13 protein-coding genes are annotated in these 25591 nt (G+C 47.0%); 8 read left to right on the top strand and 5 right to left on the bottom strand.

Annotation, left to right across the window (positions count from 1 at the left end; genetic code table 11):
- Position 1 precedes the first annotated feature (1 nt).
- Positions 2-8050, top strand: a complete 8049-nt coding sequence (locus tag M977_RS25210; protein ID WP_064513529.1) for an Ig-like domain-containing protein — start codon at positions 2-4, stop codon at positions 8048-8050.
- Between the two features lie 57 nt (positions 8051-8107).
- Positions 8108-8458 carry a hypothetical protein gene (locus tag M977_RS07105; protein WP_064513526.1) on the top strand — a complete coding sequence of 117 codons (351 nt, stop codon included), beginning with the start codon at positions 8108-8110 and terminating at the stop codon, positions 8456-8458.
- Positions 8459-8732: 274 nt separating this feature from the next.
- Here the strand turns inward: M977_RS07105 and lapD are convergent, their stop codons facing one another.
- From lapD to M977_RS07080, 5 genes are all read right to left on the bottom strand, one after another.
- Entirely contained in the window at positions 8733-10673 is a 1941-nt protein-coding gene (lapD, locus tag M977_RS07100) for a cyclic di-GMP receptor LapD (RefSeq protein ID WP_064513524.1), read from the bottom strand.
- A 9-nt stretch (positions 10674-10682) separates the two neighbouring features.
- Positions 10683-11321 (bottom strand): cysteine protease LapG, encoded by a 639-nt coding sequence (gene lapG, locus M977_RS07095; RefSeq protein ID WP_064513550.1) that lies wholly within the window; start codon positions 11319-11321, stop codon positions 10683-10685.
- Between the two features lie 82 nt (positions 11322-11403).
- Entirely contained in the window at positions 11404-12270 is an 867-nt protein-coding gene (locus M977_RS07090; RefSeq protein ID WP_064513523.1) for a transporter substrate-binding domain-containing protein, read from the bottom strand.
- Position 12271: 1 nt separating this feature from the next.
- Positions 12272-13186, bottom strand: a complete 915-nt coding sequence (locus M977_RS07085; RefSeq protein WP_064513521.1) for an amino acid ABC transporter substrate-binding protein — start codon at positions 13184-13186, stop codon at positions 12272-12274.
- Positions 13176-15371, bottom strand: a complete 2196-nt coding sequence (locus tag M977_RS07080) for a putative bifunctional diguanylate cyclase/phosphodiesterase (protein ID WP_064513519.1) — start codon at positions 15369-15371, stop codon at positions 13176-13178. The genes M977_RS07085 and M977_RS07080 overlap by 11 nt, the downstream gene beginning before the upstream one ends.
- Before the next feature lie 1353 nt (positions 15372-16724).
- Between M977_RS07080 and M977_RS07075 the strand changes: the two genes are divergently transcribed.
- From M977_RS07075 to M977_RS07050, 6 genes are all read left to right on the top strand, one after another.
- Positions 16725-18314 (top strand): EAL domain-containing protein, encoded by a 1590-nt coding sequence (locus tag M977_RS07075; protein ID WP_245163494.1) that lies wholly within the window; start codon positions 16725-16727, stop codon positions 18312-18314.
- 129 nt (positions 18315-18443) lie between these two features.
- The gene (locus M977_RS07070; RefSeq protein ID WP_083962910.1) at positions 18444-20543 is read left to right on the top strand and encodes a methyl-accepting chemotaxis protein; all 2100 of its coding nucleotides are present in this window, start codon (positions 18444-18446) and stop codon (positions 20541-20543) included.
- A complete protein-coding gene (locus M977_RS07065) occupies positions 20530-21597 on the top strand; it encodes a chemotaxis protein CheB (protein WP_064513515.1) in 1068 nt (355 codons plus the stop codon). The genes M977_RS07070 and M977_RS07065 overlap by 14 nt, the downstream gene beginning before the upstream one ends.
- On the top strand, positions 21594-23018 hold the full coding sequence (locus M977_RS07060) for a CheR family methyltransferase (RefSeq protein WP_064513513.1): 1425 nt from the start codon (positions 21594-21596) through the stop codon (positions 23016-23018). Before M977_RS07065 ends, M977_RS07060 begins: the two co-directional genes overlap by 4 nt.
- Positions 23019-23026: 8 nt before the next feature.
- A complete protein-coding gene (locus M977_RS07055; protein WP_064513511.1) occupies positions 23027-25171 on the top strand; it encodes a hybrid sensor histidine kinase/response regulator in 2145 nt (714 codons plus the stop codon).
- A gap of 11 nt (positions 25172-25182) precedes the next feature.
- Positions 25183-25563: a response regulator gene (locus M977_RS07050; RefSeq protein WP_245163493.1), complete on the top strand. Its 381-nt coding sequence runs from the start codon at positions 25183-25185 to the stop codon at positions 25561-25563.
- The last annotated feature ends 28 nt before the right edge of the window (positions 25564-25591 follow it).

The following is a 25591-nucleotide window of genomic DNA, read 5'->3' as shown; positions in this document are numbered from 1 at the left end:
TGTGGATGCGTCCGGTAACACCGCGATTGCCGTTGAGCACAAAACCGTGGTGCTGGATACGCAGGCGCATAACGCCGTCACTATCGACACCGTGGCGGGTGATAACATTGTCAACGCACATGAAGGTCGCATGCCGACCTTTATCAGCGGTAATGTGACCGGTGATGCGCAGGCGGGTGACCACGTGGTGGTCAGTGTTAACGGTCATAATTACAACGGCGTGGTGGTGGATAATAACGGCCAGCTGCGTTACGAAGTACCGGTCCCGACGGCAGTGCTGAATGAAGGCAGCAACGACGTGCAGGTGATGGTCACCGGTGTAGATGCATCTGGTAACACTGCAATCGCGACTGAGCATAAAACCGTCACCGTTGACACCCATGCAAATAACTCCGTCACCATTAATGACGCCACCAGTGACAATATTCTCAACCACACTGAATTAGGCCACCATAATCAAACCATCACGGGCGTTGTCGGTGGTGATGCGCAGATTGGCGATGAAGTCACACTCGAGATTAACGGGCACTATTATCGTGGTCGCGTTGAGGATATGCATGACGGGAAAGGTACACTGGGCTACAAAATCCCGGTTCCTTCGACAGAATTCGGTGATAACAAAACTATTCTGAATAAAGATGTTTCTGTTAAGGCCACGCTTGTATCTCATGACGCTGCCGGCAACGAAGCTATTGTTGTCAGTGAACACACCATTCACGTTGATAACCATGCCTACAATGGTGTGTCGATTAACACTGTGGCGGGTGACGACGTCGTTAACGCCGGTGAGTCAAAGCATGAAACCCTGGTAACAGGAAGAATCACCGGTAAAGACGCGCACATCGGCGATGCGGTGGACGTGACTGTTGGCAAGACAACCGTCCACGGGACTATTTTTGCTGACCCGCAAGGTCACCTTTATTACGAAGCGAAAATCCCGACTGGTGTGCTGATCGAAGGTAACAATGACGTGACGGTAAAAGTGACCAGTCACGATACGGCTCATAACGAGGCGGTGGCGATCGAGCACACGACAATCACGCTCGATACTCATGCCGATGCCACTATCAGCATTCATGAACTTACCGCAGGCCCAGTTCTGAATCACGATGAATTGTCCACGCCGAAGCAGTTGATCACCGGTGATGTCGGTGGAGATGCCCAGGTTGGCGATAAGGTTTCCATCGAGATTAATGGCCATTTCTATGGTGGAAATGTCGTTGATTTGGGTAACGGCCATCTCGGTTACCAGATCCCGGTAGATTCTTCAGCATTCGGTGATAACCAGCAACATCTTGATGGTGATATGAAAATTATCGCCCGTGTTACGTCTCATGACGCTGCCGGTAACGAAGTGACCGCTACCACCGATCACACCGTGCATATTGATAACTACGCTGAAGGTCATATCACTACTAACCCGGTGACCGGCGACAATATAATTAACTACGATGAATCGGGACAAACCACCACCAAAATCACTGGTACGGTGAGCAGCACTGCGACTGGCCAGATTGATGAAGGCGATAAAGTCATCATCACCGTCAATAACCAATCCTATGAAACCACAGTGATTAAGCTGCCTTATCAACATGGCGCTTTGGGTTATAGCGTAGATGTGCCGACTAAAGATCTGTTAGCCGACCCGAATCCGATTGCCCATGTAGTGGCGCACGACGCCGCCGGTAACGAAAATCATTTCGAGGTTACCAACCATATTGGTATTGATCTGCAAGCGGATGCATCCATCACCATCGATAAGGTGACCGGCGACGATATGATCAATGGTGACGAGTCGGATAAAGAATTCACTAAAGTTTCAGGTACCGTCGGCGATGACGTAAAAGAAGGTGATGTTGTTCACCTGGTGATTAACGGTAATGATCTGACAACAGAAGTTACCAAAGACACCAATGGCAATCTGGTGTGGCATAAAGAGGTTAGTACTCATGACCTGATGGTCGACCCGCACTTTACGGCAACTGTGACAGCAACTGATAATGCCAATAACACGGCAACCGCGCATGCGGACAGGACTGTGGTTGTTGATCTCAAAGTGGAAGCTGTAATTACCATTGATTCGGTTACCCCTGATAACACGCTTAACGGTGAAGAACTTCATCACAAGTACACTCTGGTGAGCGGTACGTTAACTGGAGAAATGAAGCCGGGCGAGGAAGTCACGCTGAAGGTAAATGGCAAGGATTACCATGGGACAGTGGAACTCGATTCTCAGGGCAATATGGTTTACAACGTCCTGGTAGACACCACTGATCTTCATCAAGATCCGAATATTCACGCCAGTATTAATGTGATTGACGATGCACTAAACCACAAACTTGCCACTGCTGATCATCATGTAGGTATTGACGATCATGCTAACGCTTCGCTCACCATCAACGTGGTTTCTGGTGATAACATCCTGAATCAGGCTGATCAAACACACCCAACTACCACTATTAATGGCACCGTGGGTGGCGATGTTCATCGAGGCGATACGGTGCATGTTATGGTCAATAATACCGACTATGCAGCCACGGTAGAGCCCCAGACTCACCTCAATGGGGCACTAGGTTATTCCGTTGATGTGAACACGGCGGACTTGCTTGCCAACGGGCATATTGACGCTACAGTCAGCACCGAAGATAAACACGGCAACACCATTACAGTTCATACTGATCATGATGTTGCAAGAGATGACGGCGCGCAGGCAACGATTAGTATTGACACCGTTGCGGGCGATGACTGGCTCAATAATGTTGAAGCCCACCAGGATCATACAACTATCACCGGAAAAGTTACCGGGGACGTTCATCTCAACGACATTGTTGATCTTGAAGTCAATGGGCAGCACTACTACGGAAGTGTTGTTGCTCAAGGCAATGGCCTGGGCTACAGCATTAATGTCAGCACTGATGATCTGCTGGCAGGCGGTGATAAGCCTATCCTTCATGCCTCGGTAACCGGTTACGATGACGCGGGGAATACTTTCCTTGCAACGGCGGATCACGAAGTCGCTATTGATACGCTTGCTGATGTTCAGATCAAAGCTGATACGGCAAATGCGAACAATAATAATGGCCCTGATTACTATATTGTGACGGGGCATGTTAAAGGTGATGATGTGCATGAACACGATCATGTCCTTATCACCGTTGGCACTAAAACCTACGACACCGAAGTTATACGCCTGAGCGATGGCAAATTAGGGTTCAGCCAGAATGTGGATGATCCAAAATATGTCGCGGCTCATCCTGATATCACAGTGCAAATATCGGGTACCGATCCGCATGGTAACCCGATTATGGCAACCGACCATATCCATGCAAACGTACCGGGTTACCCATCTGGTGGGAACACGGGTGGAACCACGACAACGCCACCGCATTATGATCCTCCTCATGCGGTTATCACCATCAGCCCAATTGCGGGTAATGATGTGATTAATAAAGTCGAATCAGAAAAGGGTACAACGACGATTCGTGGCACCGTCACGGGTGATGTTCATGCTGGCGAGTTCGTTACATTGCATATCGGCAACCAAGATATTCCCGTTAAGGTTGTTGACCGCCCTCATCTGCCGGGTGAGTTGGGCTACGAGATTGAAGTTGATACCAAGCTTCTGATGGCTCACCCGGATATTTCTGTCACTGCCACCGCGCATAATGGTGCTGGCGATACAGCGGCTGTCGGTGTGCAAAAGACGGTGCTCGTGGATACTCATGTGACGGCTGAAATTCACCTCGATAATATCGCGGGTGACAATGTCATCAATATTCTGGAGTCGAAGTCTGGGACGACCACCGTTAGTGGCACCGTTAATGGCGACGGCATCCATAATGGCAGCAACGTGACTATTATGGTCGACGGTCACCCAGTGACCACACAGGTCTTTACTGACTCCAACGGTGTAATGCGGTTCAGCAAAGACATCAGCGTTAACGATCTGCGCCATACCCCGGACATCACCGTGAGTGTGACCGGGCATGACGATCAGGGGAATACCTTTACGGCAACGGACGGCAAAACCATAACGGTGGATACGGAAGTTAAAGCTGAAGTCGCTATCGACAGCGTCACTGGCGATAACATCCTGAATCTACATGAAACTCAGCAGGCTACAACCACCATCACCGGCCATGTTTCCGGTGATGTGCATCCGGGTGAGCATGTCACGCTGACCGTTAATGGGCAGGTTTATCAAAACGTTGAGATTGGTCAAGATCTGAAATACGCGGTAGATGTCAAAACCAGCGACTTGCAACTTGGCAACGAGATCAAGGCAGAAGTCACCGGGCATGATGATCACGGAAACTCCACAACTGGCCATGCTACTGCACAGTATTCAACTGATATTTCGGCTGCCGCAACCATCACCACTAACACGGTTTCTGGCGACAACATCCTTTCGGCTAAAGATCTGAGCGCAGACAAAACCCAGATCAGTGGCACGGTGGGTGGCGATGCTGCTGTCGGCGATAAAGTAACAGTCACGCTCAATGGCGTTACAGAAACGGCTGATGTGAAACTCGATAGCCTAACCGGCAAGCTGGTTTACACCCTGGAAGTGGACACCCACAATTTAAAAGTTCAATTAGAATCACAGCACACAGACAAGCCAGAAATTATCGTAACGGTCACCGGACAAGATAATGCGGGTAATGACTTCAGCCAGGATGTGCATAAAGTCATCACCATTGACGATCACGCTAACGTCACGCTGACCTTCGATAACGTTACACAAGATAACATTCTAAACATCGAGGAAAGTAACCAGCCAACCACGCAGATTAGCGGCACGGTAACGGGTGATGTGAAAGACGGTGGTACTGTAATTCTCACCGTCAATGGCAACGAACGGCCTGTGACCATCCATGGTGATCCTACAAATGGGTTCACCTTTAAACTGGATGTCCCTACCTCAGATCTGCTTACTAATCAGACGATTACCTATAAAGTAACCGGCGTAGATGGAGTGGGTAATACCTTAACTGTCAACGACACTAACACCATCGCCATCGACCATGATGTGAAAAATGAAGTCCACATCGCTACTGTTGCGGGCGACGACAAGGTAAATATCGCAGAACATAGCAATCCCACCACCATGATAACCGGTACTGTGTCTGGTGATGCACAAGACGGCGACACCGTGACGCTGATGCTGAATGGTAAGCCAGTAGTGGGTGGCGATTACATCCTGCATAATGGGCAGAAAACCTTTGAAATTGCGGTTGATAACAGCCTCTTAAAAGAAACCGATAACACGTTAGATGTAACGCTCGCTGGGCATGATACTTCCGGTAACTTGTACACCTCGACCGACACTCATACGATTACACTCGATACTACGATTGGCGCGCACATCACTCTTGCTCCTGTAGCAACGGATGATGTTATCAATGCCAAAGAGTCTGACCACGTTTCTGTTACCGGTACGGTTGCACCTGATGGAGATGCAAAACTGGGTGATGAAGTCTCGGTAATGGTTAATGGCAAGACACCATTCGTGGGAAAAGTTATAGATCTGGATGGCCAGGGTCATCTGGGGTATGACATTCATGTGGATAAAGGTTTACTGCAGGAAGGGAAAAACACCTTTGATGTGAGTATCAAAGCGACGGACGATGCGGGTAACGAAATCACTGTTCACGATGGACACGAAGTGCAGATGGACACCCAGTTGGCTGCCACTATCACCCTTGATCCTGTGGCAGCGAACAATGTGGTCAATGCAGCAGCGGTAGACCATGTTTCTGTGACCGGTACGGTTAGTACGGATTCAGACGCGCATGTAGGCGATAAAGTGACAGTGACGGTTAACGGCCATTCGTTCACGGGTGTGGTTCAAGATATTAATGGCCATCCGGGTTACGACATTCCTGTGGATAAAACGTTGCTGCATGAAGGGACAAACACCTTTGATGTGAGCATTGATGCGACTGATAAAGCCGGTAACGCAATCATCGTTCATGCCGGACATGATGTGCAGGTGGATACCCAGATTGCTGCCAGCATCACCCTCGATCCTGTGGCCGCGAACGATGTGGTCAATGCCGCAGCGCTTGATCATGTTTCTGTTACCGGTGCGGTGAGTACGGATTCAGATGCAAAACTGGGTGATGAAGTGACGGTGAAGGTTAACGGTCATTCGTTCACGGGTGTGGTTAAAGATATTAATGGCCATCCGGGTTACGACATTCATGTGGATAAAGGGTTATTGCATGAAGGTGATAACACCGTTGCTGTCAGTATCCGTGCGACGGATGGTGTCGGTAACGCAATCACTGTCGAAGCCTCACATACTGTACATGTGGACACTGAGATTAATGCCACCATCACCATCGATCCTGTGGCAGGGGACGATATCATTAACGCCGCTGAGGTTGACAATGTTTCGGTTACCGGCACGGTTGGTACAGATGTTGATGCACATGTAGGCGCTTCAGTGATCGTGACGGTCAACGGTACGACGTTCACAGGTGCCGTTATAGATTTAGATGGCAAGGGCCACCTGGGTTACAACATACCTGTGGATAAAACGTTGTTGCTTGAAGGTGATAACACTGTTGGTGTCAGTATTGATGCAACGGATAGTGCCGGTAACGCTACCATTGTTGAAACCACACATACTGTACATGTGGACACTGAGATCAATGCCAGCATCACCCTCGATCCTGTGGGTACGAACGATGTGGTCAATGCTGCAGCGTTTGATCATGTTTCTGTTACCGGTGCGGTGAGTACGGATTCAGATGCACAACTGGGCGATAAAGTGACCGTGAAGGTTAACGGTCATTCGTTCACGGGTGTGGTGCAAGATATTAATGGCCACCCGGGTTACGACATTCATGTAGATAAAGGGTTACTGCATGAAGGGACAAACACCTTTGATGTGAGCATCGATGCGACGGATAAAGCCGGTAACCCAATCACCGTTCATACCGGACATGATGTGCAGGTGGATACCCAGATTGCTGCCACCATCACCCTCAATCCAGTGGCAGGAAACGATGTCATCAATGCCTCAGAGCTTGACCATGTTTCTGTTACCGGTGCGGTGAGTACGGATTCAGATGCGCAATTGGGCGATAGTGTGACGGTGAAGGTTAACGGTCATTCGTTCACGGGTGTGGTTCAAAATATTAATGGCCATCTGGGTTACGACATCCCTGTGGATAAAGCATTGCTGCATGAAGGGAAAAACACCTTTGATGTGAGCATCGATGCGACAGATAAAGTCGGTAACCCAATCACCGTTCATGCTGGACATGATGTGCAGATGGATACCCACGCAGACGCTAAAATCACTATCGATAAAGTGACAGGTGATGACCACATAGATTCGCAAGAAGCGCGTCATCATGTGACTCATATTACCGGCCAGATCGACAGCGCAGATGTGCATAACAACGAACATATCAATGTCACCATCAATGACAAACATTATGACGTGATACTGCACGAAGATAATGGCCATCTGACCTATGACGTTCCGGTTAATACCAATGAGCTCCATATTGGTAAAAATAGCGTGGGTGTTTCAGTTATCGCTAACGACGATCATGGCAACACCAACGTTATCCATCAAAACGCTGATTTTACGATGGATGATCCATCCCATCGTGGAAAGCATGACGTAGATGGTAGTGACAAATCACATCATGCTGCTAATGCACATTCTCACGATAATGGATTAAGTAACCTGTTTGATGACAGTCACGATACTTTCTCCTTTAATCTTGCCCATGATTCTAAAGGTCATCACGGTGATGAAAGCCTGAAGATTTTTACCGGTAAAGAAAATCACGGAAACGAGAAAGTTGATCTGAGCGATCTGGCGCACGAACTGCACGAAGGTACAGATATTACGCAGATGATTAAGGGCGGGGATGCACACCACGGCAAGGGAGGTGCAAGCGCTGCTGATGCACCTTCTGTTACCCCGACACACGGTGGTGATGCACACCATGCAAGCTTTGACTCAGCGGGGGCGGCGACCCATTCGCTGGACCACCTAATCCCAAAGCCTGAGCATTACCATTCATAATTGAGCCTCACCGCCCTTAACCGGGCGGTGATTCCTACGCATATAAAGGTATCGAAAATGTATTACGTTCAACGTAATGAAGAAGGCCAGCTAACGCGGGTTGAGAACGAGCCGTTTAGTGGTATGACCGGTGAAGTCTTCTCGCAGACACCTGAAATCATCGCCTGGAACAGTGCCCGGGACGTGGTTGATGAGAGTCTGCAACATAAAGAATTACTTCAGCGAAGCGACCTGGAAATGGTCCGTGTTCTGGATGACCTGATTTTCTTGCTGATTCAAAAAGGCGTGATAACGATTACTGACTTGCCGCCAATGGCGCAGGTTAAGCTGATGAATCGTGCGCAGGCGCGCCAGGGATTGGGTGGGTTAGAGGATTTATTGAACTCTGACGACCAGGGCATCTTCTAAATAGCCGTCATATTTCGAGCTGCTTCTGCGTTGACTGCGTTCACAAACCCCAGTCACTTACTTTTGTAAGCTTCTGGGGATTATGCGGCCCATTCATGGGCCTTACCCCTTTGGGGACGCTGCAAGCAGCGTTCAAATTTGTTCCAGACAAATTTGTTGCTCTCTTGTCGCCTTGACGCAACGCGAACTATTTACGCTATTACATTGATGATGTTGTGTTTTATGGTTCATTAGGGTGGATAAGCGCTAAGCGCCATCCACCCTTTTTTCTGCATCAGAATGGTGCTGGTTCGCCCAACAACTGCCCCATCGCACCATAAATCCCAACCTCTTGCAGCACTCGCAGTTCACCTTCGGTTTCTACTCGCTCGGCAATCAATGGCAGATCAATGTTGTTGGTCGCACCGTGTAACACGTCAATAAACAAGCGCTTATCGTTTTCAATATCAATATGGCGGATATAGCTGGAGTCGATTTTCAGATAAGCCAGGCCCCATTGTGACAAGTGGCCAATCATATCGAAGCGACTACCGAAGTGTTGCAGACCCAGGCCACAGCCATACTGGTTCAATGACTTGATAAACACTTCCATCTGCTCAGGTTCTGGCAACTGGTTTTCATCCAGCTCCAGAATTAAACGGTTGGCAAGCTGTGGGCTTTGCTTCAGTGGGCTGAGAAGCTGTTTGATGCTCGCCTCATTGGCCAGTGAATTTCCGGACAAGCTGAGCGCCAGATAGCCTGGGAAGCTTTTCAACTGCTTCAGCGTCAGGCTTAACATCACCTGGTCAAGACGTTGGCTCCATCCAAAGCGGTGAATCCATGGCAGGAAGCGGCCAGCGGTAATGCTGTTGCCGTTTTCATCCACAATGCGCGACAACACTTTGTAATGAATGACTTTCTGCGTATTTTTACAATCGACAACCGGCTGGAAGAATAACTGGAACTGCTCTTTACTCAACGCGTTCTCAAGGCGAGTAAACCACAGATGTTGGTCTTCCAGGGCGGCATCAGTTTGTACTACAGGCAAGAAATTAGTCTGATGCGTGGTATGCGTTTCTGATTCCGTCAGCGCGCGGTCAGCCTGAACAATCAGCGACTGCGCTGAATCGCCGTAGCTAAACGGCACCATTCCGGTATGTGCGACAGGGTTCATGTCAGACATACCGGTGGCATAGAATGCGGCAAGCTGCTGATTGAGCGAGTTTTGCAAATTCAGCATTTCATTGTGTGTGACACCCGGGCAGAGCAGGGCGAATTCACCACCACGGATACGCGCAAGAATACTGTCTGAGCCGGCGTATTGGTTTCTCACCACATTCATCATATCGGCAACATGTTTGAGCAGGTTGTCAGTATGCGGGCCGCCAAAACGTTGGTTCAAGCCACCCAAATCCTGAATACGCAGTAATAGTAAATATCCTGGCGCGGTTTCTTCGTCGCTTAAACGTGTTTGCATCTGCATATCGAAAGCACGGCGGTTCGCAATACCTGTCTGGCTGTCGATATAGGCTTCATTGTGCAGGCGTTCACTGTGTTCAGCCTGGTCTTCAAACAATGATTTAAGTTTGGTGACCATCAGGTTCATGGCTTCAACCACACGGCGCAGCTCTGGGGTTTTCGGTAAGTCGATCTGAGTCAGGTATTCACGGCGAGTAATAGCTTGTGATTGTTTGACCATGTAGTTGAGAGGGCGCAATTGGCGGCGTAATAGTGCGGCACCCGCCAGAATACATACGACGCTACAGGCCAGCATCCACAACAGGTTTGCCAACGTACTTTCCCACAAACGCTTAATGGCAAAGACTGGGTTACTCACTACTTCGACGCGTGCAGCCTGCTGCCAACCGCGCATAATGGTGGCTTCAGCGGCTTGCGGAGAGACATTAACCAGCGCAACGAACCAGTGTGGAACCTCAGGAATAGACAAAGAGGCGGTGCGCTCAAGGATGATTTTCCCGCTACTCTGATCGATAACGCGGATAGCATCGTAGTATCCACTATCAAAAATCGAGCTAACCATAAGCTCGATCATTGCCGGATCGTCAACGTGCGGAGTTAGTGATAAGCCCAGCGCCGTTGCAGCATCCTGCGCATGAGACAGCAGCTGATTATTGTACTGCTCTCGAGAACTTTCGAGATTAACAATAAAACTGCCGCTGAAAATAATCAGCATAAAAAGAAAGATAGCTATAAGAAGCTGTTTGAAAAGAGACACAGGCTTATCCTATTCATCAACCGGGAAACCTTCGTCCCGCATTTTTTTCAACACATCCTGCCAGCGAGAAAGGCGCTTACTATCCCCGACACGTTTATTATTCTGACTTCCTGGTAACCATAGACCGTTATCATTAAAGGAATAAACAGGTAATAAATCCGTACGCTTTGTTGCAGGCAAAATATTATCCGTCAAACTATCAAGCACTATCGGTATTGCATCGGGTGTTTCATACCAGGTTAATACCATGTGTGCTCTATCAAGACGCAAGGCTTTAACGTAGGTAATACGCAGCTTTTCTCCCGAAACACCTAACTGACGTAATGTGAAATATTTAGCGATGGCGTAGTCTTCGCAATCTGCCTCCCCTTTTCGTAGGGATTCTATCGGTGTGGCCCAGTAGTCGATTACGTGCCAGATATCAATATCTTCACGATAGTGCAGCTTCTGGTTAAAAAAGTGATTCACTGCACTTAATTGTTCAGACTCACTTTTGTTTCGCTGCTCAAGCAGTAACTGCTGCCAGTCATCAATTCGCTGCCCGGCATCAAAAGATGCAGGGCCATAAAGCTTGTCGGTGCGTTGTTGAATGGTGGTGAAATCCCAGGCAGCACGTAACGAGCTCCCCGCCAATAACAACAACAGCATGCCAGAAAATATGAAATGCGCAGGTAGTCTGGTATGCAAAAATTTCCTGACTGAGTTCAATTACACGTCCACATAGAGGCGCTTAATATTGGGTTTTCTGTGTGTTTTTTACGACCACTTTCTGCGTCAGCCACTTGTTGACCAACTGAGCATTAAGTGGCGACTCGAATATTCGACCTAGGGTTTTGTCGATAAAAGCGACAAATAGTGGGTCTTCCTTTCTCATCATCAATGCATATCTCATTTTATCACCAACAACCTCAGACGAAATGGTAAAATCTTCTGGATGTGCACTTTGGTTGATATACGGATAAGCTACAATATCATCCAATAATGATGCTGCTGCACGCTTTTGCGTCATCATATCGAAAGCGTCTCCCACAGTATCTGAAGTAACAATCGAAAGGTTAAGGTTTTTTACGCGGTTAATCCTGTTCAATTCTAATAGAGTTTTTGAACCACGCGGCACAGAAATTGTTCTGCCTTTTAAATCATTAAGAGATTTAATATTATTAGCGCGGAAGGACACAAGACGCATGTATGCCACAAAATAATCAGTTGAAAAAGAGACTCTACCTTGGCGCTCAGGTGCAACAATATTAACGCTGCAATCTAAATCAATCTTGCTGGAGTTCAGCGCAGAAACACGCTCGGTAAATAAAATAGGGATATAATGAACAGCGAGTTTTTTGATACCCAGACTTACTCGTAATTCATCAGCAATCATATTACACAGTGCAATGGTGTAGCCCGTGACTTTTCCGTCGCTATCACGGAATGAAAACGGCTCAAGCTGGCGATAGCCGATATTTAATGTGTTACTTGATTTGATATGCTCAAGAGTCACAGAGGTTGGCTCCGCGGACAACGGCTGCGATGCCATGCTTAATGGTATAAACATCAATGCATTGAGTAAATGCTTTAGCTTGAGACTAAATAAATTTTTCATTTTAGTTCGCATTGCTTGACGTTGATGCAATTAGTGCCTTTAGTGCAGTCGACATAGGTATGTTGAGATTTATCGCTTTCGGCGGAATGGGTGACATAAACCAGTGTTGATATAAATTATTAAAGTCCTTACTGACGAGGATTGATTTCATTGTGTCATCAATGAAATTTTTAAATTCATTATCATTTAATGGCAGGAGTAACCCTGCAGGTATTGGCTGGCTAAACACTTCATCCGATATTTCGAACTGCTCAGGATCAGGGGAGAGGCTCATCATGCCTTTAAGCAATACGTAGCTTGAAATTAATGCCGGCAATTCCCCTGATTCAACACTCTGAAATGCTGCATTATTATTATTTTCTAGCTCTATATTAAGGTTAAGATCGTTCACCTTATTAAGCTGATGCAGTTGCTCAACATAGATTGTGCCACTTTTTACTAGCACACTGTGGCCGGCTAAATCTTCGATTGTGTCTGTGTCATTATTTTTTCGTGTGATAAATCGCGTGCTGGAAAAGAAAAAGGGGAGGGTGAATTCTGCTTGTTGGTGGCGTGCTTCTGAATAAAATGCCGGAATGCACATCATGTCCGTCGCGTGGTTTTTGATTAAAACAAACTGCGAGGCGGTGCTGCTTTTTATCCAGCGCACTTTGAGATCTTTTATTTTCAACTTAACTTTGAGTGCATCAACGATTTTATTACAAATATCTATGGTATAGCCTGCCGGATTCTGAGACTCGACATACGAAAATGGGAATGCATCATCCTGATAACCGAGTGTGATGGTCTTTGTCTCGGCTATCCTGTCCAGGGTTGGCTTACTATGAATGTTATGCGCCCGGCACAGCGGGCTTATCAAAAGCAATAGTGCAATGGTCAGATACGAGGTTCTACAAAACAATGGCTTATTCAGCATTGCAAACCTCACCATCGATGACTTTATTGCCAAAGGTTGGCTCTAGATCTTTTTCTGGCAACGGCCGACTGTAATAGTAGCCTTGTACGTTTTGGCAGGAAATGCGTCGTAAAATAGTGCGCTGCTGTTCGGTTTCAACACCTTCAGCCGTCACACTCATGCCATATTTCTGGGCAAATTGAATCAGCATTACTACCAGATACTGACTGGCACTTTCTTGTTCCAGTTTCATAATCAGCGTGCGGGCAATTTTAATGCGCGTGAATGGGTAAATTAGCAGGTAATCCAATGCTGCATACCCAGTGCCCAGGTCATCCATTGCAATTGAGATGCCCATCTCGCGAATGCTGTTAAAGACGGGTAATGCGATGGACTGATCCAGTTTTTCGGATTCAGTGACTTCGATTTCAAGGCGATTTGCCGAGAGGCCACTTTGTTTCAGTGCATCAACAATAATATCAAGTAAACCAGGGCTATGAAGTTGATAGGCCGAAATGTTAACGGCAACTTTTATTGTCTCAGGCCACTTAGCGGCTGCCATACAGGACTGGCGAATAATCCACTCGCCCAGGCGGATAATCAGACCTGATTCTTCAGCAATATTAATGAAGTAATCAGGGTATATCAGACCTTTGGTTGGATGGTTCCAACGAATGAGCGATTCATAACCACAAACAGTTTCATTTTCCAAATCGACAATCGGCTGGTAGTGCAGCACAAACTCATTGTTATCAATGCTATTAATGATTTCCTGGTTCACAAACACACTGTTGGTGTGCTTCATCATCATGCCATCTTCAAAGAAGTGGTAGCAGCCACGGCCACTGTGTTTTGAGGCATACAAGGCCAGGTCGGCATTGATCATCAGCGTCGTAGCGCTATTGCCCTGCGAAGGTGCTGTGACAATCCCGACGCTACAACTGATGGCGAAGGAGTTTGTGCCGTAGGTAAACGGAATGCTTAATGCACGGACAATTTTTTGCGACAACGCGGCGGCTTCCAGGCAATTGTCTGACTTCACGCTCTGAAGAATTGCAAACTCATCGCCACCCAGACGTGCAGCAAAATCTGTTGGCCCTAACAGCAGTGACAAGCGTTGGGCAACACCGATAAGCACTTCATCCCCGGCTGAGTGGCCGAAGGTATCGTTTACCGGTTTAAAGTTATCAAGATCAATAAGCAGAAGGTTGAATAGCTGACCGTTCTGATTCACTTCGCGGATACACTTATCAAGAGCCTGGCTAAAGGAAGCACGGTTCGGGAAGCCGGTCAGTGAATCATGGTGAGCCATGTATTCCATTTTTTGCGACATCTCCTGCATGCGTTGCAGGTAATCTCGTTCCACCATCGCCACACGCAGTTTTTCAATTGCCGATGCAAGCTTACCGATTTCGTCATCCTGGTCTAAGAAAGGCGTAATATGGTCGGTTTGCTCGTGTGCAATGCGGGTCAAAGAGTTAATAAGCACAGGGACCGGGCGGAACAGTCGGCGCATAAAGAGGGTAACCAGCGCGAGTGTTGCCAATAAAACTAATGCCAAAATGACAAGGGTCTTCTTCAACATGGCGTCGTAAGCTGCATATAGCTGACTTTTATCGCCAATGCTGCTGATCAAACTACCAAGAATTTCACCTGATGGCGCAAGGATTGGGACGGCACTAATAAAGCACTCTTTTCCGTTAATAGAAGCGAAGCCAATATAGTAGTTCACCAGAACGTCTGTGGCTCTTTGCCCTTTAAAGACTATTTTTGCTTCTTGTGAATCTGAAGTATTGCTGATGCCCTGAAAGCCTTTTTCTGGCGTATAAAGGAAAAGCCAGGTCGGGTTACGGGTTTGCACTGAAGCCAGTGCCAATACATCGACAGGGTTATAACCGGTTTGGATGACTGAGTCAGGGTCACCAAGTTTATGTTCTGAGACAATACGTGTAATTTGCCCGGTTGAGCTCGTTCCTACCGCAACATTGGTGTACACGTTACGGACGATGTAAGTCATTATTTGAGCATTCGCTTCAGCCTGGTGTACCCATTGCTGGTAAGAGAAGCTATCTATCAGGCCCCAACCAGCACATGCACCTGCCCCAAACGCAATAAGAATACCAGCCAACAAGAATTGGGTTATTTTCCCTGCGATAGAATGGTGCCAACCTTTTACGCGTTTAAGCGAGAAAAAATTTTTAGCCACAGATTGTTAGTTTCCTGATAAATGCGAATGACTCATGAATTAAAACTTTGGTATTAACTCATTACTATATATTGTCTGGTTGTTGCTTTTATGTGAGTTTTTATGGGGTGCATCAGACGTTGCGTCAACAATAATGAACTATAGTGTAGTATTATTGATTGGATAATAAATAAAGGTAAAACGACGCGCCGGGACTATAGTTAACACTGCTAGTCAAGTCAATCATAATAAATGCATGCTAAAATACACCGCCACGTTGATTGATTCTCTTTAACGTCTGTATTAAATAAACACGTTAAGCACTATTGTGTATTGTCCTTCATTAAACATTATATAATTAGTTGTGCTTAATGATATTTTCTTTAATTTTGTTGTTTTTCAGTGTGTTGAGAGCTTGTTTTGTTAGATATTAGATATTTTTAATTGTTTATGATTGTCCATTTTTACCTATAAATAGCTGTTCTTTTTTGTTCGAAAAATGAATACAATTAAAAATGACTTGAGGATGGATGCGGTTTTAACATTCATTAATCATAAATATTATTAAAGTTAAGCGTAATTGTTAGTTATTTGTTTTTATCACTGTTGGCTTGGAAGTGTGTATGTTCTTTTTTGCTATGGTGTGAATGTTAATTAATTACGGCATTTGTTTTAATTCATTATATCTGCTGCAAGATTTTTGTCCATTTAGCAATACACTCACCACATCACATTAATCACATACGAAAGCATACAAGACGGGTTAAATACTTGGACTCTACAGTGAGCAATAGCACAGCGTATACCAATAAACGGTGGGTTTTACCGCTGGTACTTCCGTGCCTGCTCTACTTACTGGCGCAACTACTTAGCAGTCATCTGATTTTTGATAATCATGTATTGGTAGTGTATGACCTGAGATTAGCGGCCCTGTCTGCTTTGCTGGTGTTGTTTGGCTACAGAGTCATTGCTGGAGTTACTCTGCTCGCGGTTTATACATTGATATACCGCCCGGAACCTGAAATCTATGAACTGTTTTGCTATCAGTTCGCAGCGTTGATCAGCTATTTCCTTTATAAACAGAGTACGGGTTGGCGTAGTGCGGCAAGTTTTGGTCGCATAACGCTCACGACCAAAAGAATTGTTTGGCTATGCATTTGTAATGCTTTGCTAAACACAGTTATGAGTGAAGTGATTTGCCTGTTTACGAACAACCATGTTGATTCGAAAATGGTTCTGGACCATGTTTTCAACTCGGAAGTTCTGGTCAGAATACAAGGGGTGATGAACGGGTGTGTTACCGGTATTCCTTTGTTTTATACAGTGTTAAGGATTATTTGCCGTCCCAGGTATTGGTTTACTTGCCTAAGGACGATGAAGGCTCAGTTTTCTGCAAGCGTGAGTTTCCCCCAATTTGCCGCGTGGTCGTTACTGCTGATTGCTCTGATGTACTGCCTGAATACTACTTACCAGGGCAACATCTTATTCACGTTTTATAGCCTGATATTAATCTTCCCGCTCATGCTATGGAGCTCTGTTCGTATCGGTTATGTTTTCACGGCGCCTGTCTGGACCGTAATGATGATCGTTTTGGCAAAGAACAACGTAAATTATATCGCGCTAAACGATGACTTCATGCTTCATCAGGTGTTTGTTTCAACGGCTATTTTTATCTTTACCCAGACCATTGTCATCATGGGCGTTTTGGCCAGATTCAATACGTTACGCTTCGAACAGTTGCTTCATATGGGGTTCACAGACCCCATGACCAACATGCCTAATCTCAGGGCATTAAAGGCTGATATAAAAGCATCCCCTAACTCTACCGTTTGTCTGATACAGGTCCCTGAAGTGGATCTGTTTGCCCGGCGATATGGCACGCACTTTCGTGCCAGATATCAGAAAAAACTAGCTGAAGAGTTACGCACAAAACTGAATGACGATGAAAAGGTTTACTACCACGCGGGCTACGGTCTGTTGCTGAAACTTGAGCAGCCGAGCTGGGGAAGACTTAGCATTCTGTACCGGTCAGCGAATACGTTTCGTTATTCCCATAATAACCAGCAACTCGGCTTTCGCAGTGGGCTTGGTTATTGCCGGGCCACACAATTCTGCAATGACGTTTACAGCCTGACAGGAAAGCTGGGCATCGTCTCCGGGCTATCAGTTGTGAGCGGCAAGCCTGAAAACCTCGAAGCTCAGTCCAGTCGCGAGATTGAAAACCATATTGTGGGCCGTACTGACATTCGCACAGTCTTACAGAAAACGCTGGATAACGACGCATTTGTCTTAATGGCGCAGCCCATCGTCAGTACTCGTGGTGAAGAGCGGTATCACGAAATACTGCTGCGAATGCTGGATGAAGAAGGTCGTTTTATTCCGCCTGATCGGTTCTTACCGGTGGCAACTGAAGCGGGCCTTGCGCCAGATATTGATTTGTGGGTCATTAAAAACACTTTAAAAACAATGCAGTTACATCCTGAGCACTGTTTTTCGATAAATCTGGCTCCGGTAACGGTGTGCCGTGCAAGTTTCGTTAATAGTGTGCAGTTATTGCTTACGCAGTTTGGCGTGGACCCACATCGCATCATCTTTGAAATAACCGAAGCTGATGCACTGTCGGATACCGAGCAATCTGAGAACACGGTTCGTTCGCTTAAGAGCCTGGGTTGTCGGGTTGCTATTGATGACTTCGGAACGGGCTTTTCAAGCCATGCCCGCTTAAGAGATGTCAGCGCCGATATTTTGAAAATCGACGGTTCATTTATCCGTGAAATTACGGAAAACGAACTCAGCCACTACATCGTTGAGTCGTTCTGCCATGTGGCAAGAATGAAGAATATGCAGGTAGTCGCTGAATATGTTGAAAACGAAAAGATTCAACGAACCCTTGAAAAAATGAACGTGGACTGGCTCCAGGGATACCACATCGGTAAGCCTGTGCCTTTACTAACGTTGGTATGAAATGGCTGTGAAAAATCACTCCCTTAGAATGATTTTTCTGGCCCTTACGCTCGCGTGTCCAGTGAGTACTGCACGTAGCAAGACATTAATTCGGCATTAATTTCACATTATCTAGATCACTGGAATCTCATGCATAAATTCTTAAACATGCAGCAACCCGCGGAAGCTGACGCCTTAGATACTACGGAAAAATTTCTGACATCATGGCTGCATAAGTTGCAAATCGGTGTCGCCATGAAGCTGGGCCTGATGCTGGTTTCATGCATTGGCATATTGTTGGTTGGTGCATCCTTCCTACTTTCATCTTACCTGGCGACTCAGTTGCAAGATAATGCGCTGGAGGTTCTGCGTTCAAATACGCGGATTTTCCACAATAACATCACCACTGAATACAAAAGGGTATTGCGGGACGCTGAACGTTATAGCAACGTTTATATTAATAATTACCAAAATATGTCCCCAGCTCCGCTGCATTCGCTGGATGAGAATGCCCTCAAAGATTTATTAAATGATACCAAAATCAATGCTCATTTCACTGAGTTAACCAGCGTATTCGCTTCCACCTTAGTGCGTGAAGGCGATCAGTTTGTGCGAGTTTCTTCTACCTTGCAGGGTAAAGAAGGAAAAATTGCCACTTCTACTGTTCTGAGCCATGACAACCCTGCATATACAGCGTTACTCAAAAACAAACCTTTCTCTGGTGTGGTGGTGATTTACGGAAAACAGTTCATTAGCCACTACGAACCGATTGCCGATAAATTCGGCCAGGTTGTCGGTGCGGTGGCAATTGGTTTTGACGTCAAACTTGCCTTGCAGCCGGTCATTAAAGAATTGTTAGCTGTGCATATCGGCGAGGGTGGCTACGCATATGTGTTGGATGCTGGGTTTAGTCCTGGTGCGATGGTTGCACACCCGACTCTGGTGAATCAGCATGTTGAAAACCTGACCGACGCTCACGGTTACAAGCGCTACGCCGATATTTTAGCGCGTAAAAACGGCACGATTTATTACGAAACCGTTAGTGGTTATGGCGCAGCGCCTCGCAAAAGAGTCGCGGTGTTTGAATATATTGATGGGATTAACTGGATCATCGCCACCACCAGTTATGTTGATGATGTTGCCCGCAGCAGCAACCTGGTACGCAATAGCCTGCTGCTTTTCAGCTTGCTGCTGATGCCGGTGATTTTGCTGTTGATTGCCGGAACCAGCCGAATCCTGATTTCCAAGCGCTTGCAGAACGTATTGAAAATTTCTCAATCGATTTCTCAAGGTGACCTTACCGTTGATATTCGTATCGATCATAAAGATGAAATCGGTGAACTGCTGAGCGCTAATGAAAAGATGCGGGCTTCTTTGCATGCGTTGGTAGGTGGGGTTGTTTCTCATGCTCATCACGTACATGAAGCGGCACTGAAAATTACTGAGGCTGTTGATGGCCAGGCTTCTACTAGTGTTGAAACCTCTTCTTCGGTAGCAGAAATCACTTCGACGATGGAAGAGTTGTCGGCTTCTTCTACGCAGATTGCCGAGCATTCTCGCGCAGTCGTAGACATTGCCAATGTGACTCTTGATGACTGTAACAAGGGTTCCGACTCAATGGGTGAATTGCTTACTCGCATGTCTGATATCGACAGCGACAACCAGCAAAGCATGCGCGAAATTATGATGCTCGGTAACAAGTCTAAAGAGATAAGCCGCGTGATGGTAATCATCAACAACGTCGCGGATCAGACTAAGCTCATTGCCTTCAATGCAGCGCTGGAAGCTTCAAGTGCTGGTGAGTCCGGTAAACGTTTCTCGGTGGTTGCAGCAGAAATTCGCCGTCTGGCAGACTCAGTGACTGAATCTACTTTTGAGATTGAGAATAAAATCAGCGAAATTCAGAACTCGATTAATCGCCTGGTTCTTAACGCAGAGAAAGGTAGCAACAGCATTAAAGCAGGTACCAAAGCCTGTAAAGTCAGCGCCGATCGTTTACACGATATTGTGGCTACAGCTGAGCAAACATCCACTGCTGCTATGCAGATTTCACTGTCGACTCAACAGCAGAAAACCGCAAGCAATCAGGTTGTTATGGCTTTGCGTGAAATCGTGGTTGCCAGTAATTATACCTCTCAATCAATTAAAGACATTCTGTCCATCAGCCAGGATATGACTCAGTTATCTGAAGAGTTGAACCAGGCCTCAGGGTCTTTCAAATTGACGGATAGACCTGATGAACAGGCCTAAAATCAGGGTGCTCATCGTCGATCATGGGAGTGTGTCGCGTAACTCCCTGATTCGACAGCTTGAGATTAACAACAACATCGAAGTCGTAGGCCAGGCAGTGCATCGCGAACAAGCGGCGACGCTGGTCCAAAAGATGGCTCCGCAACTTCTGTTGTTGACCTTAGGTGCGCCAGGTCCGGAAAACGTAGAAACCGTCGAAACGATCATGGCGACCTGCGCAATTCCTATCATGGTGATGCGCTATTATTCCGATGCGCAGTGGGATGCCGAGTTCATCACACGTGGAGCGCTGGCTGTGGTGAGCAACCAGGGGGACTCGGTGCTCGCGACCAAAGCCCTACACCGTCAGGTCGAAATGCTGGTCGGTGTTAAAGTGATTCGCCATATCCAGGGTTTGCGCCACCACCCCGAGGTTCAGCCCGATTGCGTTCAGGCTCCTGTCTTTGACGAGGCATATCACCGAGAGTGGCCTTATGTATTGGCAATCGCCTGCTCAACGGGTGGGCCGCAGGCGCTGAGCAAATTACTGCAGGCACTGCCTGCAGATTTTCCTTGCCCGATTATTATTGCTCAGCACATTGCCGACGGTTTTGCCAAAAGTATGGTGGAGTGGCTGGATAGCGTCACTGGACTTGTTGTTCAGCTTGCTCAGGAAAACGACGTCCTGTGTGCAGGCCATGTCTATATCCTGCCTCCCGAACACCATCTGGTGGTTAAGAAATACCATCGGTTAGCTGCCATTCCTCGTAAAACGAGTGATGTCTATCATCCGAGTTGTAACTTACTGCTGGAGTCCGTCGCTGAGGTTTATGGTGAAAAATCCGTCGGACTCATCATGACCGGTATGGGGAGTGATGGCTGTCATGGAATTGAAGCCATCTATAAAAAAGGCGGTAAAACGCTGGCTCAAGATGAAAACTCTTCTGTCGTGTTCGGTATGAATAAATTCGCCATTGATAAAAATATCATCCATAAAATTCTGCCGTTGGAAAAGCTTGCCGGGACTTTGTTATCGATGGCTCGCCTTGGGTCCTATGAGGGCAAACAGCCATGATCCCAAATATTGCGGCTTTTAAAACACTTATCAAGGACAGAGTGGGCCTGCATTTTTTTAATGGCATGGAAGGATTGCTCAATGCGGCATTGCATCAGCGCATCTCTGAGCGCGGAAAAGAGAGCTTCGAAGAATACTATGAGATTCTCAGTGTCTCGACTGTCGAGTTCGACAAACTTCTTAGCCTGCTGACGATTAACGAAACCTACTTTTTCCGTGAGCCAGATGTGCTGGACATCATTTGCGATAAGCTGGTGCCACGTATTCTTGAGCAGCGCAGCGGCCCAGTGCGCATCTTAAGCGCAGGCTGTTCTTCGGGTGAAGAAGCCTACTCTCTGGCAATAAAACTTCATCAGAAATTCCACGATAAATTTACGGACAATGTGGATATTCACGGCTGTGACATTGACACAAAGATTCTGGATAAAGCCCGAGCGGCAAGTTATTCCAGCTACTCTTTCCGTGGTGTTGATCCGTTGTTGCAGCAAACCTATTTCACGCGCAACGGTAACCAGTTCCAGTTACACGATGTGATTCACAATAAAGTGAAGTTCCATCGCGCAAATATCGTCAAAGAACAGCTACAGCCCAAATTCGATATTATTTTGCTGCGTAACGTCTCCATCTATTTTGATGTCGAAACGCGCCGAGCGCTGCATTTTAATCTGCTGAACATGCTGCAACCGGAAGGGGCGCTCTTCTTTGGTAACGCGGAGACGCTGGCAAATAACTTTGGCATCCTGAAACTCAAGCAAGAGTTCGGCAATTTCTACTTTTGCCAGCCCCAGGCATCACGAACTCATGCTCCGGCACCCAGCGTACAGCCAAGAATTATTACTCCAGTTATTCCAGCCGAAGCACCATTTGTTGCCGCTCCTGTTCCTTCTGCACAGCAGTACGATAACTGGATTAAAAAGGCTCTAGCTTGTGTTACGGATAAACGCTTTGCCGAGGCGGAAGAGTGGATTGGCCAGGTGCTCGATAGCGATATTCATAATCAGGAAGCACTGGTTATCAAAGGCGCCATTGCGCTGGAAAAATGTGAGTTCGAGCAAACGGCTCTGAGTGCGAAACACGTGCTGGAGCTGGATGAATGGTCTGCGGAAGCAAAAATGTTGCTCGGCATGGCAATGATGTGGCAGCAGCATACCCAACAAGCCATTGCCTGGTTTAAAGAGGTTGTTTATCAACAACCAAGTTATTGGCCTGCCCATTACTACCTTGCGGAAATGTACCGACAAAGTGAGTTATACCGCCCGGCCCAGCGGACCTACCGCATTACACTGCAATTACTCAACGCCGAAATGAACAATGCTGGGAACGCCTGCGCGCTGCGGCTGCCACTGTCATTTCCGAGTAATTCGTTTCGTTTTCTTTGTGAACATCAGTTGGCGCAGTTCACCACTCAGGATGGGCAATAGAGAACCGTATGGCTATCGATCTTAAAAAATTTGTGCTGCGCTTTATTGATGAAGCAAACGGCCATTTACATACCGTAAAAGAGGGGGCGTTCCTGCTCTCGTCTGGTCAAAATACCGACGCACAAATCGGAGAGATGTTCCGTGCGGCACACACCCTGAAAGGGGGCGCGCGTATGCTCAAATTACAAAGCATCGCCGATGTTACCCATCAGCTTGAAGAGATATTAAGTGAGCTACGAGATAAGAAACTCGAGCCTAACCAAAACCTTGGCACCTTAATTCTTCAGGCTTGCGACTACATTTCAAATCAACTGGCGCAGCTGTCGGCAAGTGAAGGTAATAATCAGCTGCCTCCGGCAGATGTTGCATTATGCGAGCAATTAGCCCGTGCCAGCCGTGGAGAAATAGACACAGCGGCTGATGAAGTGGTTAAAGCTCCGGTAGAAAAGCCAGTCACGTTGCCATCGCTTGAAATATTAGACGGTGGGTTAAAACAGGCGGGTTCGGTACGCGTTAAGCTCGACAAACTCGATGACCTGATTAACATCCTCGGTGAAGTTGTCGCCAGTCATGACCGCCTTGAGCAGCAGGTACAGAGTTTAGTTAATCTGGGGCCGCGTATCTCTCACATGGATGTAGAACAACTGCGCAAGCAGGTCCTGCAATTCAGCCGCAAGCTAAAAGAAGATTTTCAGGTTCAGCATCTTCAGATGTACGAACTTTATGATGTTGCCACCACCATTCGTATGCTTCCTGTTTCGATGCTCTTTGAGCCGGTCTCTATGCAGGTGCGTGAATTAGCGGCCTCCCTGAATAAGCAGGTGGATTGCCGCATTTTAGGTGGCGAAGTTGAGATCGACAGACAATTAATAGACAGACTTTCCGAGCCGCTAACCCACCTGCTGCGTAATGCTATCGACCACGGTATTGGTGAAGCGGCTGAACGCGTGGCACTTGGGAAGTCGGCTCGTGGCACCATCACGCTGACGACTCAGCAAGACGGGCGCGGAATTTTGTTACGCGTAGAGGACGATGGTCGTGGTCTGGATTACCCGGCGATTCGCTCTAAAGCAGTGGCTCGTGGTTTGGTTGATGCAGCTGTTGTTGATCAGCTTTCAGAGCTCGAATGTAACGAGCTTATTTTCCACCCGGGTTTCTCAACCAGCAAGATTGTCACTGAATTATCCGGCCGTGGTGTGGGCCTGGATATTGTTCGCAAGACTATTGTGACTGATTTACAAGGCACGCTTCAGGTCCATAGCCGCCCAGGGCAAGGCACCACCTTTATAATTAGGCTGCCCATTTCTCTGGCAATGATGCGCATTTTGCAGTTTGAACAGCAGAACCATCTTTTTGGCCTTGCTGCTCAGTATGTCGTTGAGGTTGTTAAATATTCTCGTGGTGAAGTTCGTGACATTGCCGGTCGTCCGGCAATTATTCTGCACAACGAATTTATCCCGGTTATCTCAGCTGCCGAATTACTGCGCATCAACGAGAGGCCCGGAGGGCAAAACTCATCGGCCTCTAATGCGAGCGACTTGCTGCTTATCATCATTCAGAACCAGTTTGGCAAGATGGCGATGCTGGTGGACCGATTGCTCGACGAACGCAGCATGATGATTAAGCCTCTGCCAAAGCATATGCAGCAGCAGCCGCTTGTCTCCGGCATGGTTCTGAGCCAGGACAACCAACTGGTCAGTATCTTGCAAGTTCCGGTTCTGATGGAGATGGCACAAAAACAAGGGCAGCCACGGACTGCTGCACCTAAGCCGCAGGTTCGACAGAACTCATGGCATGTGCTGATAGTTGATGACTCATTGAATACGCGTGAAATTGAGAAAAACGTTCTGGAAGCACACGGCTATCAGGTCACGCTCGCCGAAGATGGATTCTCGGGGTTACAAAAAGCGCGTCTAACACAGTTTGACGCAGTATTGACGGATGTAGAAATGCCTGTGATGGATGGATTCTCGCTCACTAAAGCATTGCGTGCCGAAGATAACTACCAACATATTCCGATTATTATCGTGACTTCACGGGCTAAAGAAGAAGATCGCCGCCGAGGAATCCAGGTGGGTGCGGATGCATATATAGCCAAGGGTGATTTCGAACAGGACAGCCTCATAGAAACATTAAAAATGCTTTTATGCTAAAGGCTTAAAAAGTGAGAAAAGAGATGCGTGTTTTATTAGTTGATGATGATTTGTTTGCCGCTGAATTGGCTTCGGTATTTCTGGAAATGAGCGGCTATGAAGTGGTGCTTGCTGAAAGTGCAATGACCGCATTAGCCAATCTTGATTCTGATGATGGAATCGATTTGGTCATCAGCGATTTCCATATGCCGGAAATTACCGGGCTGGATCTATTAGAGGTTTTGCGGGCCAACGGTTGGAAAAAACCTTTTATTTTACTCAGCGCCAGTGAGATGACAGACATCACCATCATCCCAGATTGTTGGGTGAAGAAAGACGAGAATATGGCAGAAAGACTGGTGGCTGTAGTGAATGAATTACTTAAGCCAGATGCTGCGGATGAGCAAATATAAATCATGATAAAACAAGAATTTATGCAGA

This window comes from Buttiauxella gaviniae ATCC 51604, from assembly GCF_001654835.1.
In the GTDB taxonomy this organism is placed as follows: Bacteria; Pseudomonadota; Gammaproteobacteria; order Enterobacterales; family Enterobacteriaceae; genus Buttiauxella; species Buttiauxella gaviniae.
This window is presented reverse-complemented; position numbering and strand designations above follow the sequence as displayed.

Coding starts and splice junctions, on each gene's coding strand:
- M977_RS07055 (WP_064513511.1), top strand. CDS start 23,027: ATGGCTATCGATCTTAAAAAATTTGTGCTGCGCTTTATTGATGAAGCA.
- M977_RS07070 (WP_083962910.1), top strand. CDS start 18,444: ATGCATAAATTCTTAAACATGCAGCAACCCGCGGAAGCTGACGCCTTA.
- M977_RS07075 (WP_245163494.1), top strand. CDS start 16,725: ATGAAGGCTCAGTTTTCTGCAAGCGTGAGTTTCCCCCAATTTGCCGCG.
- M977_RS07090 (WP_064513523.1), bottom strand. CDS start 12,270: ATGAAAAATTTATTTAGTCTCAAGCTAAAGCATTTACTCAATGCATTG.
- M977_RS07105 (WP_064513526.1), top strand. CDS start 8,108: ATGTATTACGTTCAACGTAATGAAGAAGGCCAGCTAACGCGGGTTGAG.
- lapG (WP_064513550.1), bottom strand. CDS start 11,321: ATGCTGTTGTTGTTATTGGCGGGGAGCTCGTTACGTGCTGCCTGGGAT.
- M977_RS07085 (WP_064513521.1), bottom strand. CDS start 13,186: ATGCTGAATAAGCCATTGTTTTGTAGAACCTCGTATCTGACCATTGCA.
- M977_RS07060 (WP_064513513.1), top strand. CDS start 21,594: ATGATCCCAAATATTGCGGCTTTTAAAACACTTATCAAGGACAGAGTG.
- M977_RS07065 (WP_064513515.1), top strand. CDS start 20,530: ATGAACAGGCCTAAAATCAGGGTGCTCATCGTCGATCATGGGAGTGTG.